Source organism: Christiangramia sediminicola, assembly GCF_031344135.1.
GTDB classification, from domain to species: domain Bacteria; phylum Bacteroidota; class Bacteroidia; order Flavobacteriales; family Flavobacteriaceae; genus Christiangramia; species Christiangramia sediminicola.
Genome location: NZ_JAVJIU010000001.1, coordinates 362,368 through 387,145, shown reverse-complemented (window position 1 = coordinate 387,145; position 24,778 = coordinate 362,368). Strand labels below are relative to the sequence as shown.

Here is a 24,778-nt window from a genome sequence, read left to right as displayed (position 1 = left end):
TTTTATTTATTTATCTAATATTATTTAGATTTCAGTGTTTTCTTAACCTCTACTTCTCTAAAGGCTTCGATAACATCTCCCTCTCTAATATCATTGTAGTTCTTAACCTGCATACCACAGTCGTAACCTTTCTTCACTTCTTTAACGTCATCTTTGAAACGTTTCAGCGAAGCCAGCTCTCCTGTGTAAACAACCACACCGTCACGAATCAATCTAACTCCGGCACTTCTGTAAATAGTTCCTGAAGTAACCATACAACCCGCAATGGTACCAATCTTAGAGATCTTGAATGTTTCTCTAATTTCAGCAGTACCAGTAATCTCTTCCTTCAGTTCTGGAGAAAGCATACCTTCCATCGCATCTTTAAGATCGTTGATCGCATCGTAGATGATCGAATAAGTTCTGATATCGATTTCTTCTTTATCAGCAACCATTCTCGCATTTCCTGCTGGTCTTACGTTAAATCCAATAATTACCGCATCTGAAGCAGAAGCCAACAGAACATCACTTTCTGTAATTGCTCCTACCCCTTTATGGATAATATTCACCTGGATCTCTTCAGTAGATAGTTTCTGGAATGAATCTGTAAGTGCTTCAACAGAACCATCCACATCACCTTTAAGGATAATATTAAGCTCTTTAAAGTCACCAAGCGCAATACGACGTCCAATTTCATCAAGCGTAATGTGACGCTGAGTTCTAACATTCTGCTCACGTTGTAATTGTGTACGTCTTGCAGCGATATCTTTAGCTTCTCGCTCATCTTCCATCACTTTAAAGGTATCACCTGCCTGAGGCGCACCATCAAGACCAAGGATAGAAACCGGTGTAGAAGGACCTGCCTCTTTCACCTCATTTCCACGCTCATCGTGCATCGCTTTAACCTTACCACTATTTCTACCGGCAAGCACATAATCTCCAACCTTAAGCGTACCAGCCTGAACAAGGATAGTAGCTACATAACCTCTACCTTTATCAAGGAAGGCTTCAACTACAGTACCTTTAGCTAATTTCTTAGGATTTGCCTGCAATTCAAGAATTTCAGCTTCAAGAAGTACTTTTTCAAGTAATTCCTTCACACCTGTACCTGTTTTTGCAGAAATATCATGTGATTGAATCTTACCACCCCAATCTTCTACCAGAAGATCCATTGCAGCAAGTTTTTCTTTAATCTTTTCTGGGTTCGCAGTTGGAAGATCAGATTTGTTGATCGCGAAGATAATTGGAACTCCTGCAGCCTGAGCATGAGAAATAGCCTCTTTTGTTTGAGGCATCACATCATCATCTGCTGCAATTACAATAATCGCGATATCTGTCACTTGCGCACCACGAGCACGCATCGCCGTAAAGGCTTCGTGACCCGGTGTATCAAGGAAAGCGATTTTTTGTCCGCCTTCCAGCTTCACTCCGTAAGCCCCGATATGCTGAGTAATTCCTCCACTTTCACCTGCAATTACATTCTCTTTACGAATATAATCCAGAAGGGAAGTTTTACCGTGGTCTACGTGACCCATTACCGTTACGATTGGAGCTCTTGTTTCAAGATCCTCCGGGTTCTCCTCTACTTCTTCAACAGTTTCTTCAACATCAGCCGTTGTAAATTCAACCTCGTAACCAAATTCTTCAGCAACGATACTTAAAGTTTCAGCATCAAGACGCTGATTCATTGTTACCATCATTCCAAGAGACATACAAGCAGAGATTACCTGAGTTACTGAAACATCCATCATGGTTGCAACTTCACTCACCGTAACAAATTCTGTTACTTTTAAGATCTTCTCGTCAGACTCCTGTTGAGCAAGATCCTGCTCAGAACGCTGTCTGTGCTCGTCACGTTTCTGTCTTCTATATTTTGCACCTTTACCCTTAGAAGATTTTCCCTGAAGTTTTTCAAGTGTTTCACGCACTTGTTTTTGCACTTCTTCTTCAGTAGGCTCTTCCTTAGTAATTGGTTTACTTCTTCTTTTACCTCCTTTGTTTCCACCACGCTGGTTTCCACCTCCACCTTTTACATCTTTACTAATGCGGCGGCGACGTTTCTTACGCTTGTCCTTATCGTCCTTCTTATCATCTTTCTTCTCATCCTTTTTCTTAACAGGCTTTTTGAATTGAGACAGGTCGATCTTTTTACCGGTGAAATTAGGACCATCAAGTTTAGTATACTTGGTTTCGATCCTATCGGAAGTTTTCTCTTCAGAGACTTCAGATTTTTCATCTGATTTAGACTCTTCAGTTTTTGCCTCCTGAGGTTTAGCTTCTTCCTTCTTAGGCTCGGCTTTTTTCTCCTCTTTTGGCTTCTCTTCTTTTTCTTCAGCTTTCGCAGCAGGCTTTTCTGCTTGCTTGGTCTCTTCAGCTTCTTTGACAGGTTCTTCAGCTGGAGTTTCCTTTGCTTCTTCTTTAGAGGCTTCGGCTTCTTTCTCTTTAGACTTATCGCCTGGTTTTTTATCCAGATCTATCTTACCGACAGTTTTAGGACCTTCAAGCTTAGCTCTAGACGAAACAGCTTCTTCTTCCTTCTCCTTCTTCAACTCGTCTGCCTTACGCTTGTCTTCGATCTCCTTACGCAGCTCTTCCTTTTCCTTCTTTCTCTCCTCTCCAACTTCTTTAGAAGCAACTTTTTTACTCTTGTCGGTTTGGAATTCATCAGAAAGCACCTCGTAGATTTCTCCCGAGATCTTGGTAGTTGGACGTGCATCTATCTCGTAGCCTTTGGAATTAAGATATTCCACAGCCCTGTCTAACGAGATATTGAACTCACGTAGAACTTTATTTAATCGCGTTGTTTTCGCTTCTGCCATAAATTGCCCTCTAAATTAACCTCTTTTAATGTATTCTGTATTAAAAAAATATTATTCTTCAAATTCTGAACGAAGAACTGCCATTACATCTTTAATGGTTTCTTCTTCAAGATCTGTACGACGAACAAGGTCATTAACATCCTGCTCTAATACAGCCTTTGCAGTATCCAGACCAATTTTTGAAAATTCAGCAATTACCCAATCTTCAATTTCGTCTGTAAACTCTTTTAATTCCACATCTTCCTCAACACCTTCACGATAAACATCAATTTCATAACCCGTCAGTTGACCAGCTAATCTAATATTGTGCCCACCTCTACCAATAGCTTTAGAAACTTCTTCCGGCTTCAGCATAACCTCAGCAGTCTTCGCTTCTTCATCCATTTTAATGGAAGTTATTTTCGCCGGACTCAATGCACGGGTGATAAATAACTGCTCATTATTGGTGAAATTGATCACATCAATATTCTCATTCCCCAATTCACGTACGATACTGTGAATTCTAGAACCTTTCATACCTACACAAGCTCCAACAGGGTCGATTCGATCATCATAAGAATCTACTGCTACTTTCGCTTTTTCTCCAGGAACTCGAACTACTTTCTTTATAGTAATTAAACCATCAAACACTTCCGGGATTTCCTGTTCGAATAATTTCTCAAGGAAACCGGGAGCGGTTCTGGACATAATGATTGTAGGCTTGTTACCTTTTAATTCGACGCTCTCTATAATTCCTCTTACATTTTCTCCTTTACGGAAGAAATCTGAAGGAATCTGGCGGTCTTTTGGAAGCACAATTTCATTCCCCTCATCATCAAGAAGAATGATAGCTCTGTGCCTAATATGATGAACTTCTGCAGTATAAATCTCTCCTTCAAGATCTTTGAACTGCTTGTAAATATTCGTGTTGTCATGCTCATGGATCTTAGAGATCAAATTCTGACGCAATGCCAGAATCGCTCTTCTACCAAGATCTGCAAGCTTCACTTCTTCAGAAACATCTTCACCAACTTCAAAGTCTGGCTCAATCTTTCTTGCCTGAGTAAGAGAAATTTCCCTGTTAGAATCTTCTACTTCACCATCTGCTACCACGATTCGGTTTCTCCAAATCTCAAGATCCCCTTTGTCAGGGTTTACAATAATATCAAAATTATCGTCTTCTCCATACTTTTTCTTTAAAGCATTTCTAAAAACATCCTCTAAGATCGCCATCAGCGTTACACGATCTATAAGTTTATCGTCTTTAAACTCTGAGAATGACTCAATCAACGCGATATTTTCCATATCAATTTGTGATTAAAATGTTATTTTAACTTTCGCTTCCACAATATCAGCATAAGGCAAAACCACCTCTTTCTGTACTGTTACTTTCCCTTTACCAACTGGCTTAGGCTCTCTTGCTTTCCATGAAAGCTTTATTTCACTATCATCTGCAGATACGAGATCGGCCTCGAACTTTTCGTTCTCAGTCTTCACTTTTAATCTACGTCCAATATTCTTTTTGTATTGTCTCGGCATTGTTAGAGGCTCAGAGACTCCTGCCGAAGTAACTTCAAGAGAAAAATCTTCCTCTTCCCTATCAAGGTTATGCTCAATTCCCCGGCTCACCGTGATACAGTCGTTTACCGAAACACCTTCATCACCGTCCAATACTATCTTGATATGATTGGCGGAGTTCACTTCAAGGCTGATTAAAAATAATGAATTATTTTCTTCAAATACCTTCTCTGCTAACTTTTCTACCTTCTCCTTCAGCATGGTTATAAAAAGAGGGGACTTCTGTCCCCTCGCTGTACTTTTTTAGTTTCAACGCTGCAAATATAGCAATATTTTCCAAGTATAAAAACGTGGAATTAAATGAAATATTCTTTGTAAATTTAATAGAGCTTTAATTATTAAGCCTTTAACTTCAATCATGAAAAATATTCTAGTTCCCACAGACTTTAGTGACCAGGCTGAGATCGCTCTCAAAGTGGCCGCTCAATTAGCCAGAAAATTTGATGGCGAGATCTTTTTACTACACATGCTTGAACTACCGCTTCAGCTCATAGACCCTATAGGTGGCGGAAGTCAGAATATTCCAGAAGCTATATTTTTTATGAAACTCGCACACCAACGCTTTTCCAAGATCATGCGCGAACCCTATCTGGATGGAATTAAAGTTCATGAGACTGTAGAGTTTCATAGAGCTTTTGACGGGATCATGGAAATTGGAAAAGAAAAGAAATGTGACTTGATCGTTATGGGCTCCCATGGCGCCAGCGGATTCCAGGAGATGTTCATTGGTTCTAATACTGAAAAGGTGGTGAGACATTCTGAAATCCCTGTCCTGGTTATTAAAAATGAAATACCAGATTTCAAAGTCAGTAATTTTGTTTTTGCCACCGATGCTAATGAGGATCATAAGCACGTTTTAAAAAAAGCCATCAAATTCGCTAAAACTATCGATGCTAAACTGCATTTGTTGTTTGTAAATACGCCAAACGATTTCATGACTAGTGAAGAGGCAACTAAAAGAATTAACGATTTTGCAAAAGATTCCAATTCAGGAAATTACCAGGTGCATATATATAATGACATCAGCGTAGAAAAGGGAATTCTCAATTTTGCCAAAAAAATGGATGCCGGTCTTTTAGGCATTGGAACCCACGGAAGAAAGGGTATTGCTCACTTCTTTAATGGAAGCATTAGCGAAGACCTGGTTAATCATGCGAATAGACCCGTGGTAACCTTTAAGATCTAAAGAAATGATTTTAAGGCGCCATTCTTTAGTAGATTCCATAGGTAATTCCAGAATGATTTAGTTTTATCTCGAGTAAAACTGATCTCCTTGTAATTTGCTTTTTTATTAACTGCCTTGTTCTTAACGATAAGATTAGCAAGGGCCGAAATGATCTTATTCTTTCTTTCTCCATCCTTTCTAAGCACCTCAACTTTAAAATCTTTATACTCCAGCTTCATATCACCACTTCCCTGAGTATTATTTCCATAAAAATTGAAATACATATCTAATATTTCCCCTTTAGCTTCCACATTCATTGCCGGTTTCATAAAGCGATTCATTTGTTCCGCAGCAAGCCTACCCATGTTTCCAGTAATATGAAATCTATCGCTTTTGTCACTTACATCAAATTCCATAGTTACCTTTAGCGGAGCTCTCTTCATAAAATTAGCATCTGCTTTAAGTACGGTTTTCGGAAATTCTTTACGATCCAGACCAACATTGGTAATATTGCTGATTTGTGCATTCAGATTTGAAAAATCTACAACTCCACTTTTCCTGTCTGCATGTATGCGTTCTTCATACCTGATATATGAATTTTCAACTACCACACTATCCAGCTGTATTAAAATGGGCATTTTTCTAATCATTTTACTGTAAAGAGGTTTTATGCTGGTATCATCGGGCTGAAGTTTATCTCTGTATATATCGAAATTGGCTCCGGTGATTCTAGTAAGTGAATTCTGAACTTTCAGGGAGTCATCCTGCATAGACCAGTTGAAACTATCTAATGAAATAGAATCGATACTCAATTCATACCTGTCTTTTTCAACGGAAGTAGTTTTTTGATGTCCAGCCTTGGAATATTTTGGAGATATTCTGAATTTCTTGATCAGTACTTGATTATTGTCAATAACAAAATCTGCCGCTGAAAGTTCGTGTCTTGGATCAAGATCATAGAAAATACTATCTGCATTCAAAAGGATAAGATCATAGTTAAATGGCACAGTTTCCTTAAGGGTTTTGGAGTTTACCCTAACCTGCTGCATTTTCACATCTCTAATCTTCGTATATAATCTATGTTCTAAACTATCTTTTTCGAAAATCTGAAAACTACCTCCCTGAATACTCACATTTTTGATCAGCAGTTTATTTTTGAACTTTGAATTCTTTTTTTTAGTAGAAGTTAAATCCTTTTTTTCATTCTTGAGGTTATAGATCTTTATAACTGGTTCTGATATATCCAGTTCACCAATAATAATTTCTTTATTAGTTATGTAATCCCATAATTGAATGTCATTCAAAAGAATTTTATCCACCTGAAGTGTTTTACCTTTAATTACAAATGAAGGATTAGTGACTTCAGCACGACGACTCAGTAATTTCACATCTACGTTCTCATAAGTCGCGCTTGCCTTTTTGAGATTATCCTCAATACTTTTTTTGATCTTACTTTCCAGAAGATTATTTACGAACAATAATGCGAGAGCTAAAACACCTATCCCAATGAGTATTCCGACAGCAAATTTTGTAGTTTTTTTCAAATTATATTTTTCTTTTCCAAAAGCAATTTACAATTCAAGTGGCTTCAAATAAGGCAGTTTAAGATTTTTTAACTTAAAAGATTGTAATACAGATGTTATCAAAGTTAAATTTTCGTCAAACTTGATTTTTCGTTTCCACGGTATTGTATTTGAGTGGTATATTTGAACCAAATCAAAAAAAGAAAATGTTTTTAAAAGTCGGTATAAAAGTATTGTTTGTTCTAATAGAGATCTTCCTAGGTTTTTACAGTTTTGTAATTACAGAAAGTCTATTGATCAAATTTTTATTCTTTGCCGTTACAGCCGCGATTATTGCTTTTGCTGTTTTAAAAACCATAAATAAAATTCTTCCAACTGACAGAGCTTTAATAGATATTCAAGCAGATGAAAGAGATCTCTAGATCTTTTAAAATATACAGTGAAAATCCGTTGACAAAATCAACGGATTTTTTTATTTAATTTGCTCAACATAATAATTCAAATTTATGAGGCTAGTCTGCCTTTCAGATACCCACAATTTTCATCACGATGTAATAATTCCTGAAGGAGATATTTTAATTCATGCAGGAGATTGTACCGACGGCGGAACCAGAAATGAGACTGAAAATTTCCTTAGATGGTTCTCTTCTCAACCTCATAAATTCAAGATTCTCGTTCCAGGCAATCACGACTTCTATTTTGAAAAACCCAAACTTCTTGAAAAAGTACCTTCTAATATAAATCTTCTTATTAATGAAGGATTAGTAATTGATGGAATTAATTTCTGGGGTTCTCCAGTAACTCCTGGAATGGAAAACTGGGCATTTAATAAAGAAAGAGGTAGCCAGATTAAACAGTTTTGGGACCTCATCCCGTTAGAAACCGATATTTTAATAACACATACTCCACCACAAGGTATTCTGGATGAAATAAGCAGCGGATTAAAACTTGGATGTGAGGAATTGGAGCAAACTTTAAAAGTTGTTAAGCCAAAACTCCATTTCTTTGGACATATTCACCACGCAGCGGGTAGTACGAAAAGGCTAAATACTAAGTTTTTTAACTTATCTATCCTCGATGAACGCCATCGTATCATGCATTCCCCGCTTATTCTCGATTTGTAGTCTAAATTAAATCTTAAGAAGAAGCCCATCTAGTTAAAAGTTTATTAACGAGGGAAGTATTACATTTTTTTTAACAGCTTTTGCCCTGTCTAGTAGTAATTTAGCCTCAGAAGAAAATGTCGAATAAAGGATTACTTATGAATAGATTTACTACCCCGGAGATTCTTGATGAAGTCAAAAATCTTATTTCTTACAGCATAATCAACAGAACTCAGGAAAATTCTAATTTCCAGACAATGCACCGCGCTATCGTGAAGAAGTATTTCGAAGCTAAGCATGTCAATATTAATTATAACGAGCAGACTATCGATTTACAATTACCGGTAGGTCAAAGGAAATACACTAATCTGACATTTGAATGCCAGGATCTTGAGAGATTTTTAAGATCTTGTTTAAAGAAAGATGAAAAAAGTCTATTCTTTTATCAGAATATCCTTAATCACTATAATATTACAACTGCAGCGTAGTTAAAAATATTACCCCAATACTATTTCAGTATAAGCCTTGGTCCCTACACCAGGCTTTTTTTATGCCATAGAATTGCCAATCTCTTCAAGCTTCTCCACACTTAAAGGTTTAGATAAGAAATCAGATACCTTTGGGAACTCTTCTATTTTATCTTTATCTGAATAAGCAATGGATGATGTAACTATATAAACTTTAGTATGATCATAAAGACTCGGGAAAGTATTTTCCAATTTTTTCAGGAATTGCCAGCCATCCATGATCGGCATATTGATATCTAGTAAAATTGCTGAAGGTAAATTTGAAATATTTTCATCAAAATTCTGCAGAGCTTCTGTTGCACTCATGAAATATGAAGTCTCATCGAAAGCCTTAGCTTTTGTTATCAGCCTTTTGATGATCATTTGATAAATCTCATCATCATCTATTACACAGATGCTCTTTATCATTTAAAAGTCACTTTAAAACTAGTTCCCACTCCAGTTTCGCTTTCCACTTTTACGGTTCCGCCCATGGCGTTGATCTGGTTCTTGGTAATAAATAAGCCAACACCCCTAGAGTCTTTTCGATCAGAAAAAGTCTTATAAAGACCAAAAACTTTTTCTCCATGTTTGTCCAGATCAATTCCAATCCCGTTATCCTTAATTACCAGAACCCAGTTTTTTCCTTCTTTATAACCGATCAATTCAATAATAGGTGATCTTTCCGGGTCACTATATCTCAATGCATTTGTAAGGAAATTCAAAAGTACGCTTTCCATATATGCCGAATTAAACGAAACCTGCATCTCTTCAGGAACTTCATTTATTACTCGAGCTCTCTTGGAATGCATCTGTAAACTAAGAATATCGAGCGCCTGGTCTATAAATTCTGAAACATTTACCGTTTCAGCTTTTATATCCATATTCGTATTAATAGATACCACTTCATTAAGATCATGCAGCGACTGATCGAGATTTTTCGAAACCTTGCGTAACAGATGAACATAAGTATCCTTTTCTTCCTGAGATTCCTCAGTATCATAAAGCTCGAGAATGGAAGACATATTGCTGGAATGAGAACGTAAATTGTGAGATACTATATATGCGAAATTGAGCAGTCTTTTATTTTGTTCCATTACCAACTCGTAAGATTTTACCAGGTTTACCTCAGCTTCTTTCTTACCGGTAATATCCCTTAGATTGATCACAAATCCGTTCACGTTATTTACGGCAAGCATATTCGTAAGTGTCGCATTTACCCAGAACCAGTTATTTTCTGCATCCTTAACTCTAAGAACTATATCAGAAATTGGAACTCCCGGCTTTGTATAGGCATTTTCAACTTTAGATCTCAACAAATCATGATCCTCTGGATGAATATAGAAAAGTACGCCATTGGCCGCAAAATCTATTTTCTCGTATTTGGAGATCTTCGCTAAGGATGGAGAATAATATTTCACTCTATTCTGATCGTCGACTATTAGAATGATCTCGTTTGAATTTTCAACTAAAGATCGAAATCTATTCTCATTATCTACCAGCCTTTGTTTTGCCTTCACCCTGGCCGAAATATCCTCAACCAATGCGATGTGACTGGTTACTTCTTCGCCGACCTCCCACAAAGGAGAGACATTGATACGCACCCAAATTAGCGTTCCGTCTTTACGCTCCAATCTTTTCTCCAGGCTATATTGCCTTATTTCATCTTTACTTAGCCGACGCATTAGATCGGAATTTTCAGTAAGATCATCGGGATGAGAAATCACCTTATAATCCATTAATTTCAATTCCTCTTCTGAATAACCTAAAAGGTCCTGAAACTTTTTATTTGCTTCGAGGATCATTCCGCTCCTGGAATTCACTCGGGCCATACCGATAGCAGCCTGATTAAATATTGTTCTGAAATGTAATTCGCTTTTGGCAAGTTCACCTGCCTGCTCCTTTACCAGTTCCTGTAATTTAGCTGGTTGCTTTAAGCTATTATAAACGATCCACCCAAGTGCTCCTGAAATTATAAGGATCATAATGGCCACAGGAATGATCGTATAAAAAGGCTCATATGGATTTACCGGAATAATATAAATTTTCCAGTCACCGTCTGGCAATACAAGTTTTTCAGAATAAGATTTATCCATTTCGGATGTATCATTCAGAAAAAACTCTTCCTTTTTTGTAACCGGATTAATTTTAGAAAATTGAAATCTGAATTCATCTCCTGCAAGATCTTCCAATCCGGACTGATCAACGAGGTTTTCAAAATGAATTAAAACAGCCACAAAACCCCAGAATTCATTTTTCTTAAAAACCGGAAGTCTTCCAATGATCGCGAGTCCGCCCTGACGAAGTTGTAAAGGTCCGGCGAAAAACATTCGTTTTCTTTCAATGGCGATAAAAGCTTCACCGTTACGAGTACTATCTTTTAGAATATTGTAGTTAATAGCATCCTTATTTTTTTCATAAGGATACACCTTAGTGATGATCCCATCAGGCACAATCTCAATAGCATCAATGTTTGGATTGTTATCTACCAGTTGAGGAGCTACTTCATCAAAGTTTTCAATCTTCCCGTCTTCATCTATCTGAAGTGCCAGAGAAAGAGCTGCGGAGTAACTGTATTTAAGAGACTGATCTATGTTTTGCTCGGCAACACCAATTATTGCTGCCATTTCACTTTGCCGATCATCAAGTAAGATCTGATAACGTTGCCAGAGCATAAAAAATCCTGCCAGCAATAGCATAAGGAAGGTTAGAAAACCTATGAGAATAGGTCGCCTCTTTGCTTTTAATCTGGTAGGGTTTTCTACTTTTTTTGCCATTAAACTAGAATTACAATGCTAGTATTTAGGAGAAGTTAGAATTTCAGCAGGCCAAATATACCTAAATAACTGTAAAATAGGTTTTTTAAAGAAAAACTCTTAAGCCTAAAACGAAAGAACCCGGATTATGAAATCCGGGTTCTTCTTTAAATTGATTTAGAATTTTTAAAAATGTTTCGAAATGCTGATGCCGGCACCGATATTGTTACTTGAATCAGAGTTAAAATCGGCTCCAAAAAGAAAGTTTAATTGAATTGGCATTCTTAAAACTTTCACTTCAGCATAATAGCTCAATCTATCTTCATTTAATTCATCAATTCCAGAGGGGACGCTATATAATCCTTCATTGTTAGAATAGCTTACCATAAATTTATAAGGTATCAAATTATCAAATATCGATAGTTGGCCACTTAAACCTATATGATGCGCTAAAAATTTATTATTTATGATATAATTGTATTCTGAATGGTAAGTAAAAAATGGGCTTCCGATTACTCTGCCTTTATATGTCCAGCCAAAGGGATAAACTCCATTATTAAAATAGTTGTCGTAAAGATGAGGCCCTGTTTTACTTTGGTCTTTTGTATAATAAAATTCATATAATAATGAATTTATTACTTTTTCGGAATTCGATGATTCGTAAAAAAAAGTATATCTCCCGTCTGGAAAATTAGCCAATCTACTACCTGAACCATCTTCAAATAGATTATTAAAAAGAAATTTGACAGATGAATTTTTCCCTTGTCTCTTAACACTGAATATCCAGGAACCCAAATGATTCCCTAAAGCATTTGCCTGATCAGATTCAATAGAATTTTCTCCACCTCCGCGCCCGGTTATTACCTTTAAATAATCTGTAAATCCCGAAGGTTGAGTTCCAAATCTTTCCGAAATCCCTCCCCATTGCACAAAATGCCTTAAACTTGCTTTGAATTGCCAGTTTTCATTTAAATTATATAATAATTGAACCTGCTTATGATGTAATCTAACATTTTCCGCACCCGGATTGTCTCCCAAATAAGATTCACTCCAATAAAACTCCAGTCCTAATCGCTCCTGTGAAGAGAAATAAACCGGTCTTGATGTTTCGATCTTAAAACCTGGTATAGCACGAGAATTTAAAGACCATAAAATGTTCTCATTTGAAGCGCTTAGACCATTATATAAATCCTTCTCATGTTTTGACCCAGCTATAAGGCTAAGAAACTTATAGTTATATTGAGCATATAGTTCATCTATATAAATTTTATTAGAACTATTATCATTATAAAAAAATCCAGCACCTATTTCAAAACTGGATTTCTCAGAGGATTCATAGCTGGTTCGAGCATTTACCCAGGCAGCCAAATTTGTATTTTCAGAAATTCTCCCACGTTGATTGGAATAAAACCAGAATGGCAAAGCTTCATTTTCGGTATAATAACCTTCTAAAGTTGCACTTCCGCTGAATTCAAACTGACCAAAACTGAGCTGTGACCAGATGATGAGGACAAATACTAAAAACTTGATTTTCATTTGCATAAAAAAAGCCCTGATCAATTCAGGGCATATTTTAAAAACTAATTAATATTACCAGATTGCCGCTTTGTTTCTTAACCTGGTAAGAAAAGATTTTTCCTCCTCTCCGTAGGCATAACCATATTTATTTCCGTAACCAAAATTAGCCCACTTAACATCATTCAACACAAAACTTACGTCATGCAGTTTACCGTCATTCTTGGAGTCAACTGCAAAGTTCAGTAATTTCTTTTCGGTATAGCCCGCGCGAACCACATAAAGAGTAAGATCTGCCCATTTATTGATGAGGAAGGTATCTGTAACCAATAAAGATGGAGCTGTATCAACTATTACGTAATCATACATCGCTTCTAATTGCTTAAACATCTCACCGGTCTTTTCCCTTCTCCATAATTCTGAAGGATTTGGAGGAATCGTACCTGAAGGAAGTAATTCCAGATTTGGATTATCAACATTTGTTTGTCGAATTAAATCCTGGAGTTTCAAATTATCGTTAGCTAAATAATCGCTAACCCCAATATGTTCTCGTGCATCAGCTTCAAATCTTTGCAATTGCGGATTACGAAGATCAGCTCCTACTAATAGAACTTTTTTATTAGTATTTGCCAAGGTAGCGGCCAGGTTAAAAGAAACTAAAGTTTTACCTTCTCCTTTTACCGTAGAAGTCACAAAAATGGTATTTCCCTGCCTTTTATCTGCTGTATTTACGATTAAATACTGAAGGTTCGTGTGTAAAATTCGAAAAGATTCTGCAAGTACACTACGATCATTTTTCAGAATCATTTCTCCATCTTTCTTGGAAACACTTGGGATCTCACCAACTACTGGAATATCTGAAGTAATCTTCTCAATATCTTCCCTGCTCTTTACTTTATTACTTAAGAGACCTTTCAGGTAAATAATTAGAAATGGGATCAATAACCCCAGAATCAAACCTGCAAGCAGAATAATTTTTGGTTTTGGAGAAATAGGAGCGACAGATGAATATGCACGGTCAACAATCTTTGCTTTTGGTGCTGTAACGGCAAGACTTAAAGAATTCTCTTCTCTTTTCTGAAGTAAGAAAAGATATAGTGATTCCTTAATATTCTGTTGCCTTTCTATTCCTCTATACTGTCTTTCTTTTGCCGGAACTGCAGAGATCTTTGAGTTGATTACTGATCCCTGGCGTTCTAATTCCTGCTGGGAAACTCTTAGGTTTGATCTTAACCTTTCAAAACTTGCCAGAACATTTCCTCTTATCTGATCTATCTGACTATTAAGTCTTTTTACGATCGGGTTTTTTTCCGTAGACCCGCTTAATATCCTGTTTCTCTCTAATACAAGATTATTATATTCTTCTATACTCGAATTTACCGACTTTTCTTCTATTCCTAAATTCGCAGGTAACAGATCAGATCCCGAATCTGAATTTAAATAACTTATCATTGTATTTACCAATTCAAGCTGAGTTCCTATCTCCTGTTCGCGTTTATTGTAATCACTAACATTTTCAATGAACATTTCAGATTCAGCTTCTATATCTGTAAGCCTATTCGCTTCTTTGAACTCTTCCTTACCTGTTTCTACTGAGTCAAGCTCTCCATTAATTATCTGTAACCTCTCATCAATAAATTCAGCAGTATTTCTGGCAACCAGGTTTTTATCTTCAATTGCATCCCTGTTATATTCATAAATTAACTGATCCAGAATATCCTGTGCTTTCTCTTTTACAGAATCATCCAGGCCTAATTCAATTAAACTTGAATTTTTGTCAGTAAGATTTATTTGAAGTTTTGTGCGATAATTTGAAACAACAGCTTCTAAAGTGGAAAACTTTACATTTAAGTCGGGCATTTCCTCTTCTTCATTCAAAACAAAGTCCGCATTTTCAACCAGGATAATATCAGCAAAAGGAATTTCCATAGGCTGCCCTATTTTACCTTCGAAAACTTCCTCTGATTCAATATTAGTGAGTAAAACTTTTCCATTCTCATTGCTCTGAATATCAAATTGACTACCAACGCTTTTGACATAAGTTTTCAATCGATTTTCATCCATTTTAAGTACCTCGATAAAATAAGGTGATTTAGAATAAAGCTCAGGACTCTTTACCGCATTGCCATCTAAATATATTACATTCAGATTCAGAGCCTTCACCACATCGGTCATCATCCTCTTGGATTTGAGTATTCCTATCTCATTTTCAATAGAATTTGTTCCCATGCCACCTAGTAATCCAAGATCAGCAAATGCAGCCATTTCACTAGAAGGTGATTTAGACTTCTCATCCTTTATAATTATACTCGCAATGGTATGAAATGTAGGTGTTGTTAATTTTAGATAACTAAAGGCCAGGATAACACATATAAGAACGCCCAGCACAAACCAGGGCCAATGCTTCAAATATCTCTCCAGTTCCTCACGCAGGTCTATTTCCTCTTCCTTGGGGCGATTATTATAATTTGTCTGAGCCATAATTAATTTGTTATTAAAACTGCAAGTGAAATTAGTACCGAGGCGATGCTTATATAGACTCCGGCATTTCGGTTGTAACTCGCCGATTGCATTTGAGCACCATTAGGCTCTACATATACGACATCATTCTGCTGTAAATAATAAAAAGGGGAATTTATTACGTTTGGATCTGTTAGATCAAGATACTCATGTACTTTCTGACCATTTTCCTCTCTCATCACCAGAACATTGCCTCTTCTACCGTAGATGGTTAAGTCACCGGCAAAACCAAGAGCTTTAGGTAAACTTAAATACTCATCCCGAACATCAAATGTACCGGGCCTCATTACTTCACCAAGAACACTCACCTGGAAATTTACCAATCGTACGTTCACAATAGGATTCTGAACATATTCTGAAATTTGTTTTTTTAATTTTCCAGAAAGTTCCTGCCGGTTTAGTCCTGCTACAGACACCGTACCCAGCACAGGAAACTCAATATTCCCTTCTGAATCTACTAAGTAAGTTTGCAATTGTTGCCTTCCATTTACTGAAAGACCTCCTAATTCCATTGCACCCTGGGGAACACCTACAACAGGAAGATTAAAAGGCATTGCTGCTTCTTGTTCCGGAGCCGACACGCTAATAGTTAAAAGATCATTATGCTTTATACGAAGACCTTTGTTTTGATTTTTTTCTAAAGCCGCACTAGCTTTGTCTATTCCCTGGAAGTATACAATTTCCTTTCTGGATACACATGAAGAGACCAGAAGAAGGCTTAAAAAAGTCAAAGTAATTAATTTGGGGTACTTCATGTTTTTCAAAATTTTTGCGAAGTTAAGTTTTTTCAATCGTTAAAAAAATGTCAAAATAAATTATGCGTAGGATTTAACCTGCTGGATCTGATTCGCCTTTTTTCTTAATCCTCCAAATATGAGAACTACTAAAAGTGCGATTACTGAGATAGCAATTAGTAAGTAATCATGTAACAAGTAGTTGCTAAGAATTATAAAACTGGCAATCATAAAGACATTCAGTACAGCCAAACTAAAACTAGCTTTGAAATGAGATAGTCCTAAATCCAAAAGGATATGATGAATATGATTTCGATCTGCTTCAAAAGGACTTCTGCCGTCAACTACTCTTAAAACCATCACTCGTAATGTATCGAACAACGGAATGAATAATACTGAAGCTAAGTAAACCAGCCTCCCATTATTTAAATAAGCGACCTTGGAATCAAACGGCAACGCAATCACTTTTAAAGTAAGACAGGCTAATACTAATCCTATGATCAATGAACCAGAATCTCCCATAAAAATTTTATTCTTCCCTCTTGAAAAGTTAAATCTTAAATAAGCCGCCAGAATACCGGCAACGGTTACACTAATCAAAACAAAATAAGGATTGCCCGATGAATAAAAGGCTAAAGCAAATGCAAGACTCATTACTATTCCGGCCATTGAAGCCAGGCCATCTATCCCATCAATTAAATTATAAGCATTTATAACGGCTATAACTATAAATGCACTTATAAAGTATCCAATTACTTCAGGAACCTCAGAGATACCGAATAAACCATGCAGACTGGTGATTTGTAATTCCGGAGAAAAAACGAGGAAGAAGGCAGCACTTAATTGTCCAAAAAGTTTTACCCTGGCTGTAGAAATGACCAGGTCATCTTTTAAGCCTACCATAAATAATAAAGTAGCTGCTACGATTAGATGGTTCCCTGTAAAAGTAGTTTTTACGCTCTGGAGTATTGAAATAACCAGGACTAACACCATAAAAAACGCTACACCTCCAAAATTAGGAATCAGTTTATCGTGAGAACTTCTTTCATTAATAGTTTTCATAAGGTTCTTTTCCTTAGTCACCCATAATACCTTTGGTATAAAGTAAAAAGTAGCCAGGAAAGCGATCCCAAAAACGCATAAAACAAAGAACAGGTAATTACTTCGAAATAATCCTAAGATTACTTCGTGATCGAGGATGTTCATAATTGTAGATTGTTTAAGTGATTAACCTATTGGTAGGGCAACAGCAAAAGTTAATATATCAGGAATTTGAATGAATATGTATTAGTGATTTAATAATTCTTTCCGCTGTTTTACCATCCCATAGTGGAATTTCCGAACCCTGTTTCCATTGGTCGTTCATTAATTTTTCCAGATAGGGTTTTAGATTTTCAGGATTTGTTCCTACAAGTTCATTGGTTCCCATTGTTATGGTTTCAGGCCTTTCGGTGTTATCACGCAGGGTCATGCAAGGCACCCCCATAACCGTGGTTTCCTCGGTTATTCCTCCTGAATCGGTGATCACAGCTTTCGCATGCTTTACCAGGTAATTGAATTCCAGATAGGATAATGGCTCCACATAATGCAGGTTATCATGTTCGATACCGAGGTTTTTAAGGATCCTCGCAGTTCTTGGGTGAACCGGGAAGATCACTGTTAGCTCGCCTGATCCATCGATAATCGCCTGCATCATATCTTTTAATTTCTCTTCCTCATCCACATTGGCCGGCCTGTGTAGAGTTAGCACCAGGTATTCACCGGCTTTAAGAGACTCCCCATCAACTTTAATTTCAGGATTTATCAATCTGTCCTGGTTGGCTAGTAGGGTATCGATCATGGTATTTCCTACGTAATGAATACGATCTTCTTCAATTCCAGCTTTTCTTAAATTCTCGTTGGCAATTTCAGAAGTGGTAAAGAAATGGTCGGTGATACTATCAGTTACCATACGGTTGATCTCCTCCGGCATGCTTAGGTCTCCAGAACGGATTCCAGCTTCCACATGCACTACCTCAATGTTCAATTTCTTAGCCGTAATACTACAGGCCATGGTAGATGTAACGTCACCCACTACTAAAACCACATCTGCAGGATTTGCTAATAATTCTTTCTCAAAATTAACCATGATCTTAGCTGTTTGCTCGGCCTGGCTGCCGCCTCCTGATTCCAGGTTTACATGTGGCTCTGGAATTCCCAGTTGATCAAAAAAGGATCCGGACATCTTATTGTCGTAATGCTGGCCTGTATGAACTAGTCGAAAATCAATATTTTCTCCTTCGCTTTTAGCTTTTTCGATCGCTTTGATTATTGGCGCGATCTTCATAAAATTTGGCCGCGCTCCGGCGATAATGGTGATTTTTAGCATAAGTATTTCTTTAGTCATCCTGAACTTGTTTTCAGGATCTTATTCTTAAACAACTTTTCTTAAACATTCCAGCATATCTGAAGCTATCTTACACCTGTCAAAATCAGCTAGCAATTTTTTAGAGCCTTTTACTTTCTCCTCATAACTAGATCTTTCACTTATTTTCTGAACCGCTTCGAAAAACGAATTCTGATCTTCGGGCATATAGCAGATTCCAGCATCATATTTCTCAATTATTCCCTTGGTCTCTCCTTCCAGACCTAAAAGAATAGGCTTTTCCATTGCAGCCGCTTCAAAGATCTTAGATGGAATAACCGTTTTAAAAGTGTCACTCTTCTTAAGATTAACTAAGGCCACATCCATGACACTCAAATAATCTACAACCTCCTTTTTAGAAACAGAATTTACGAATACGGCATTTGTCAACTCGAGTTCTTCAGCCTGCTGCAAGAGATTTTTCTTTTCAGCTCCATCACCAATAAAAAGAAATTTGAGATCTGGATGACTAACCTCTAGTGGTTTGATAGAATCCAGAATGAAACTTAAGCCATGCGCCATCCCGTGAGTGCCTATATAGGCAAAAACCTTATTACCTTTCAATCCGAGTTTTTCTTCAATATTTTCATCCTTTGGTTTTGGCTGAAATAAATCCAAATTTGCTCCATTCTTAAACACTGATATTTTTTCAGAAGCAATCCCCCTTTCAGAAATCTTTCTTTTGAAGGTATCAGTAACGACTATAATATGATCGGCAGATTGATAAAGTCGTTTTTCTATCCACTCGAAAAACCGGATCGCACGATTCCTTTTCATGGCTCCAACTGCGATAATGGATTCAGGCCAAAGATCCCGAACTTCAAACACCCACTTTCTCCCTTTGAAAAAAGAAAGCCATCTCCCGGCGACAGCTGTAAAGAATTGCGGAGAGGTTGCTATTATAAGATCGGTCTTAATAAAAAGACCGGCAAAAAACGCCATAACAGCAAAACTGATATAATCCATGATGCGCTTTATAAAACCTTCATTCGCTGTAATATAGCTCCAAACCCGAATTACTTTGATACCATCAATTTTCTCTGATTGGTATATCTTATTCTTATACCCTGGATAAACTTCACCCTTTGGAAAGTTAGGAGCACAGGTGATAACGGTCACCTCCACACCCTTTTTTACCCACTCCTTACAATGCTCATAGGTTCTGTTGGCTGGAGCATTTACTTCAGGTGGAAAGTTATCGGTTAAAAAAAGTAATCTCATAAATTATTTGTCTGTTCGAACGGAATCGAAAACTCCTACTCAATTATTTAGGGCTGCTTTAAAAACGGTCTGCAAATCGTAATTTTCATGCACTGTCCTATTATTGCCAATTATGGACTGAATATTAATTCTCACCTGGTGTTTGAAATCGTAGGCTATTTTCCGGGCAGATTTCAATTGATTAAAGCCCTCAGCAAAATCATAGGTCATCAATTCCAGTTTTTCTGCTCCGAGTATATGGACTTCTATTTCTTTATTGATTATTATCGAACTTTCTTTTAATTCGATGTCGCAATCGGGATGGAAATGTATATGTCCTGTAGCTTCATAAGTTTCATTTGAAGCGACTAGTTTATCTTCTATGCTAAACTGGGCTTCAGCAAACTGAAACTTCCTATGGTGAATTACCCCTTGTTTTGTGAAACCATTATGGTAAGCCTCTATCTTCTTTGACTCATCGCTAACCAGGACAACCTTCGCTCTATCGGCTACTCTAAAGCCGCCCCAAACCTTTGAAGAGTTCTCTCCATTTATAGTAACGGTATTATGAGATGCTGTAGATCTTTCCAGTTGTCTTCGCTCATTTTTTTCATAAGTCGAAATTCCAGTATCCACGACAATAGGCTTGTCCTTATAATTCAAAACAAATTGCAGACTGTCGGCATGGGAATGACCGGGCTGGTAGGAGGGGGCGATCTGACCCACATCCATGATAATTTCCATATCATTCACATTCCATTTCCGGTATCCTGAATCTCCAAGCCTCATCTTTTTTGGTTTTAATCCAAGACTAACTGCATACTCAGTCAATTCTGAGGTTGTTGGAGCTATTCCAAAGGTTGAATCATTGAGGTAAGGAATTTCACCGTTTTTAAAGCTAATGCTTTCCAACCACCCAAACATTAACCTAGCTTTTTCTCTCAACAGTAAAATTAATTCCTGATCCTTCCACCTGTTATTTTTCACCAGGTTATAAGAATCAAGGAGTCTGTGAAAAATGATCTGATGATACATGGGGCTCAATTCAAAATGAGTTCCATCTTCAAGTATCTGTTCCTCTAATTCCTCTTTTAATATTTTATCAGCCTTTTTGTAAAGATTATCATCCTGGAAATAATAGGCTCCAAAAAGTAAAGAAAATCCATTTTCCAGGAGGTGATTGGCTAATAGATGGTATTCAAGATTCTTACTTAGTCGTTGATAATCCCTGTATAGAAATGAATCAATACTAGAATCGGTTATACCGTATCGACTTAAAAATTTTATCCAGTTGATCCCTCTCAAGGAAATGGGATAGGGCTCAATTCCGTCCATTAAATCAGGTCCTTTCTCAATAAAATCCTTGATCAGCTTTAGTCCGGCAGCTTCAGAAATATGTTCCTGATTCAGAAAATCAAAATAGTTCAGATTGTAGGTCCAGAGTTTACCGTAGGAATTATAATTCCAGTCAATATCGGTAAATTCCTTTTCGAGATTTAAGAATTCAAAGCTTTGATTCCCTTTGTAAGAATCTTTAAATAAAAGAAGGCTTTTCAGATGAATAGGAAAACTCTTAAGACTACAGGAACTGAGAGAATCTTTAAAAAACCGGTTCTTTAACCTGTAATAAACCTGATAGTAAAGCTGAATAGGCTTTACGTGTTTCAGAGTATGGTAATAAAGTGAAAAATTCATTTTAAAGCTTAAAATCTACTATTTGAGAGGAACTCAATAATTTCACTTTTTTTCCATTGAATCAAACCACTTCCACCTTTTACAGAACGGGCATAACCAAAAATGTAGTCTGAGTTATTTGATCCGGGGGTAATACTAACTTCGGTATATCTGGTAATTCCCTGATATTTTATTGGGATGAAATCTTTTTTAAATACAGAAATACATTTCCAATCAACTCCATTTAAACTTGCAAAGACATATGCACTATCAGTAATATTTACGTCACTCGGTTCAGTAACAGTTGTAACGAAATAAATATTATTACTTAAGGTAGCGTGAAAAGCACTTCCAGGGAGAGATTTCAACTTTGTAAAAATCTTATCTTCCAAATCAATATAATGGATATAATTCCTTTCCAGAGGACTGTCCATAGGTACTATTATACCTTCTTTTGTCGGAATAATTTGAACCGCTCTCGCTTTTTGAGAACCGGATAGTACTTTTTTCAAAGTCTTAAATCTATCAGAGGTAAACCATAAACCAGATTCTGAATCGGAGTCCCCGGTAAGACACCAATAACCTTTTCTATATGGATCGGCAAAAATACCATGAACATGCCTGATCGCTTCCTTTGGGAAAGTATAACATTTATTCCAGCTTACTCCGTCCACAGAATCATAAACATGAACCTCATCACGCTTATCGTTTCCAAAATATTCACCAAAACAAGCCCAATTCTCCTTGTTGTCTGCAAATACGTTTAACGGTCTACTTCCCCGAAATCCCGAAAATACATTTTCAAAATTGCGAGAATGATTTTTTTTAAAAACAATATTTCCTTTTTGAATTCCCAGTAAGCCATCATTAAAAGGCTGAATGCTATGAAAACCTAATCTTCCAATCCTGTTTCCAAATTCTGTTAGGGCCAGGAATTTTTGAATTATGCCAGAATTATATTTTCCGACAGCAACGATCAGATCCTCTGCAATCTTATTTTCAAAAACCGTATTTCCTTTAGATAAAATTAAATTATCATCCTTTATAAAATGAGGGTGCAATCCTTTTTTAAATACAAAATCTACCACTGTTATTTCTTTAAAAAGCTAATTCTTAAGGGGTATAGTATTTTAAAAATTTTTGATGCCATTTTGTGAATATTATTTTTCACAAAAGATTGGTTCACCTTGGCCTTTTCATAAGGTAAATTAGAAAAGGTATAATTACACACTTTTTGTATAAGATCAATCTGGGAGTCAGAAAATTCATTTTTCCATTTGTTTTTATTGGAGGATAAAAGGGGACCCATCGTTTCCTTTTTCCATTGTAATTCCGATTTATCTACTAATTCTTTGGCAGAGGAGCTAAACTCCAACATCGCTGTCTCAAAATCGATTCCAATTAATTCGCATATTTTTTTAAGCTCCTTTTCGGGTGTCATGATGAGATCTTCGTAGCAAATTTCGAAATAATTACTTCCAAATAAATTCCTGCCAATCTTTCTGCCCCTACCAATTTGTGCATTATACATATATGCATGGAGGTTAAAAGGCCAGTGTTTTGACCAGTCAGCCTTGGTCCTCGACAGTACTACATCTCTAGGGTCGCGAATAATATGGATTATTTTAGCATCTGGGAAATAATTTTTTAAATGGGGTAGGAAATCTATATTTCTAGGATCTTTGTCTCCTATTATTTTTTTCCCTTTAGTTTCAAGATATATATCTAATAATTCGTTGTAAACTTCTAAATAAGAATTTCTATTATTAACAATTTGATGGGGATCTATTTTAACGCGTTGTAAATTTTCATCTTGTTTTAATTCAGTCATTACCTCTTGCTCTCCTGGAAATATCTTATTGGTAAATACGTATTTACGCAAAAAATGAGTCTCCGGAATAAATGCAACCTCAGAATGAGCATTTAACATACTTTGCAATAGACTGGTTCCTGATCTACCTACACCTACAATAAAAATTTTATTATTCACTAGATTTCCTCTTTGATTAAGTATGGAATTTTACCTCTATTAGTTTTGTGAATTTGTTCTAAGGAACATACTTCAGTTTTAATAGAAAGATTCGGAAGTTTTTGCGAAAATTCCTGTTTGATTTCTTTTAATGACTTTTCGTTTAATTCTGAAAATGGAACACACTTAATAACCAACTCACCCACTTCCTTTTGATATAATTGAATATACCTAAAATCAAATTGTGCAGGCGAATGGACGTTTATCGCAGTTGTAAAGATCTTATTGTTATTTTGGTCTAATATAAAATCCTTTCCCCATCTTCCTTTAAGATCTTTAATCTCTGTAACAAAACCTTTTTCTATACAGGCAACCACTGCTGAATCTCCAGTATCGTATCTCACTAAAGGCATTGCAGGATTAATAAAACCAGTGCATACAATTCTTCCTCTTTCCCCAAGGCTGGCATCGTTTCCATCATCCTTCAATATTTCCATTAAACCATATTTTAAAGCGATACGATAGCTTCCTTTCCTATCCGGCAATTCATAAGCAAATCCCGCTCTTTCAGTGAAACCATATGTTGACCTTACAGGTGTTTGTAATACTTCCTCCACATAATTCCTTCTCGTATTTTCAATTGACTCGCTGGCGAAGTAGATCCCTTTTAACTTTGTATTTAAACTAGAATTAGATTTTTGCATTAATTGTGCAAAATTGTACCAAGCACTTGGGTAACCGTGTCCAAATACTGGTTTATATTTATTTACGGTCTTGAGAATATTAGAGAAATTATCTTCATTTAAAAGAAAAATATTGATAAGTAGTTCATTATTCATTGGGTTAAAGTGATAGAGCTTATCACCAAGATTAACTCCCCGTAACGTCAATTTCAGGTCTCCTTTTGAATAGCCCAGGGTAGACCAGGCATAAAAAGCATAAACCCGATCCTTAAAATAGCTTTTGTTGCTTAAGTAAATCCTTAAGGGATTTCTTCCTGAACCACCGGTAGTAGTGAAATAGCCTGGAATTTTAGTGTTAATAAATTTATCTAGATTATCCCTAACCAAGGAGGTATGCAAAATTGGAAGAGATTTCAAGTTTTTGAATTCAGGCTTTTTGATAAATTTAGAGTAAACTGAAGACTCATAAAATTCCATCTTTTCGAGATCATATGATAGATTTAATAGCTCATCATATATTTCGACTGATTTAATACCTTGGCCTAATCTTTCTACTTTTTCCCAATGTCGTTTAGAAAAAATTGGGACAATTCCAGTAATTTTTATGATCGGAAGAGATATATGTGCTGGAATTAAACTATATATTCGCTTTATGTGATTCAGCATTATCT

Annotated in this window: 20 protein-coding genes; 4 read left to right on the top strand and 16 right to left on the bottom strand. The window is 36.4% G+C overall.

Annotated features, from left to right (window positions below; genetic code table 11):
• Positions 1–20: 20 nt before the first annotated feature.
• Genes infB through rimP form a run of 3 tightly spaced genes read right to left on the bottom strand, consistent with a single transcriptional unit; the run spans position 21 to position 4,556 of the window.
• A complete protein-coding gene (gene infB, locus RE431_RS01825) occupies positions 21–2,798 on the bottom strand; it encodes a translation initiation factor IF-2 (RefSeq protein ID WP_309560250.1) in 2,778 nt (925 codons plus the stop codon).
• A 51-nt stretch (positions 2,799–2,849) separates the two neighbouring features.
• Entirely contained in the window at positions 2,850–4,082 is a 1,233-nt protein-coding gene (gene nusA, locus RE431_RS01820; RefSeq protein ID WP_309560249.1) for a transcription termination factor NusA, read from the bottom strand.
• 12 nt (positions 4,083–4,094) lie between these two features.
• A complete protein-coding gene (gene rimP, locus RE431_RS01815; protein WP_309560248.1) occupies positions 4,095–4,556 on the bottom strand; it encodes a ribosome assembly cofactor RimP in 462 nt (153 codons plus the stop codon).
• A 157-nt stretch (positions 4,557–4,713) separates the two neighbouring features.
• Here rimP and RE431_RS01810 point away from each other — a divergent pair, with 157 nt between their 5' ends.
• Positions 4,714–5,541: a universal stress protein gene (locus tag RE431_RS01810; protein WP_309560247.1), complete on the top strand. Its 828-nt coding sequence runs from the start codon at positions 4,714–4,716 to the stop codon at positions 5,539–5,541.
• Here the strand turns inward: RE431_RS01810 and RE431_RS01805 are convergent.
• A complete protein-coding gene (locus RE431_RS01805) occupies positions 5,538–7,064 on the bottom strand; it encodes a hypothetical protein (protein ID WP_309560246.1) in 1,527 nt (508 codons plus the stop codon). The genes RE431_RS01810 and RE431_RS01805 overlap by 4 nt on opposite strands.
• 185 nt (positions 7,065–7,249) lie before the next feature.
• Here RE431_RS01805 and RE431_RS01800 point away from each other — a divergent pair, with 185 nt between their 5' ends.
• From RE431_RS01800 to RE431_RS01790, 3 genes are all read left to right on the top strand, one after another.
• Positions 7,250–7,465 (top strand): hypothetical protein, encoded by a 216-nt coding sequence (locus RE431_RS01800; RefSeq protein WP_309560245.1) that lies wholly within the window; start codon positions 7,250–7,252, stop codon positions 7,463–7,465.
• Positions 7,466–7,549: 84 nt separating this feature from the next.
• Positions 7,550–8,167 (top strand): metallophosphatase domain-containing protein, encoded by a 618-nt coding sequence (locus tag RE431_RS01795; protein ID WP_309560244.1) that lies wholly within the window; start codon positions 7,550–7,552, stop codon positions 8,165–8,167.
• A 137-nt stretch (positions 8,168–8,304) separates the two neighbouring features.
• Positions 8,305–8,634, top strand: a complete 330-nt coding sequence (locus RE431_RS01790) for a hypothetical protein (RefSeq protein WP_309560243.1) — start codon at positions 8,305–8,307, stop codon at positions 8,632–8,634.
• 60 nt (positions 8,635–8,694) lie between these two features.
• Here RE431_RS01790 and RE431_RS01785 read toward each other — a convergent pair whose 3' ends face one another.
• From RE431_RS01785 to RE431_RS01730, 12 genes are all read right to left on the bottom strand, one after another.
• Complete coding sequence (locus tag RE431_RS01785) at positions 8,695–9,081, bottom strand: response regulator (RefSeq protein ID WP_309560242.1); 387 nt, start codon at positions 9,079–9,081, stop codon at positions 8,695–8,697.
• Positions 9,078–11,429, bottom strand: coding sequence for a PAS domain S-box protein (locus RE431_RS01780; RefSeq protein ID WP_309560241.1), 2,352 nt, complete (start codon positions 11,427–11,429; stop codon positions 9,078–9,080). Before RE431_RS01780 ends, RE431_RS01785 begins: the two co-directional genes overlap by 4 nt.
• A gap of 165 nt (positions 11,430–11,594) precedes the next feature.
• The gene (locus RE431_RS01775) at positions 11,595–12,944 is read right to left on the bottom strand and encodes a capsule assembly Wzi family protein (RefSeq protein ID WP_309560240.1); all 1,350 of its coding nucleotides are present in this window, start codon (positions 12,942–12,944) and stop codon (positions 11,595–11,597) included.
• A 54-nt stretch (positions 12,945–12,998) separates the two neighbouring features.
• On the bottom strand, positions 12,999–15,404 hold the full coding sequence (locus tag RE431_RS01770) for a GumC family protein (RefSeq protein ID WP_309560239.1): 2,406 nt from the start codon (positions 15,402–15,404) through the stop codon (positions 12,999–13,001).
• A gap of 2 nt (positions 15,405–15,406) precedes the next feature.
• Positions 15,407–16,198, bottom strand: coding sequence for a polysaccharide biosynthesis/export family protein (locus RE431_RS01765; protein ID WP_309560238.1), 792 nt, complete (start codon positions 16,196–16,198; stop codon positions 15,407–15,409).
• Between the two features lie 60 nt (positions 16,199–16,258).
• Positions 16,259–17,383, bottom strand: coding sequence for an MraY family glycosyltransferase (locus RE431_RS01760; RefSeq protein WP_309560237.1), 1,125 nt, complete (start codon positions 17,381–17,383; stop codon positions 16,259–16,261).
• 58 nt (positions 17,384–17,441) lie between these two features.
• On the bottom strand, positions 17,442–18,563 hold the full coding sequence (gene wecB, locus RE431_RS01755; protein WP_309560236.1) for a non-hydrolyzing UDP-N-acetylglucosamine 2-epimerase: 1,122 nt from the start codon (positions 18,561–18,563) through the stop codon (positions 17,442–17,444).
• Between the two features lie 27 nt (positions 18,564–18,590).
• A complete protein-coding gene (locus tag RE431_RS01750) occupies positions 18,591–19,802 on the bottom strand; it encodes a glycosyltransferase family 4 protein (protein ID WP_309560235.1) in 1,212 nt (403 codons plus the stop codon).
• 39 nt (positions 19,803–19,841) lie between these two features.
• Positions 19,842–21,476, bottom strand: coding sequence for a heparinase II/III domain-containing protein (locus RE431_RS01745; protein WP_309560234.1), 1,635 nt, complete (start codon positions 21,474–21,476; stop codon positions 19,842–19,844).
• An 8-nt stretch (positions 21,477–21,484) separates the two neighbouring features.
• Positions 21,485–22,543 carry a hypothetical protein gene (locus RE431_RS01740; RefSeq protein WP_309560233.1) on the bottom strand — a complete coding sequence of 353 codons (1,059 nt, stop codon included), beginning with the start codon at positions 22,541–22,543 and terminating at the stop codon, positions 21,485–21,487.
• A 2-nt stretch (positions 22,544–22,545) separates the two neighbouring features.
• Complete coding sequence (locus RE431_RS01735) at positions 22,546–23,445, bottom strand: sulfotransferase family protein (RefSeq protein WP_309560232.1); 900 nt, start codon at positions 23,443–23,445, stop codon at positions 22,546–22,548.
• Entirely contained in the window at positions 23,445–24,773 is a 1,329-nt protein-coding gene (locus RE431_RS01730; RefSeq protein ID WP_309560231.1) for a phenylacetate--CoA ligase family protein, read from the bottom strand. The genes RE431_RS01735 and RE431_RS01730 overlap by 1 nt, the downstream gene beginning before the upstream one ends.
• Positions 24,774–24,778: the final 5 nt, after the last annotated feature.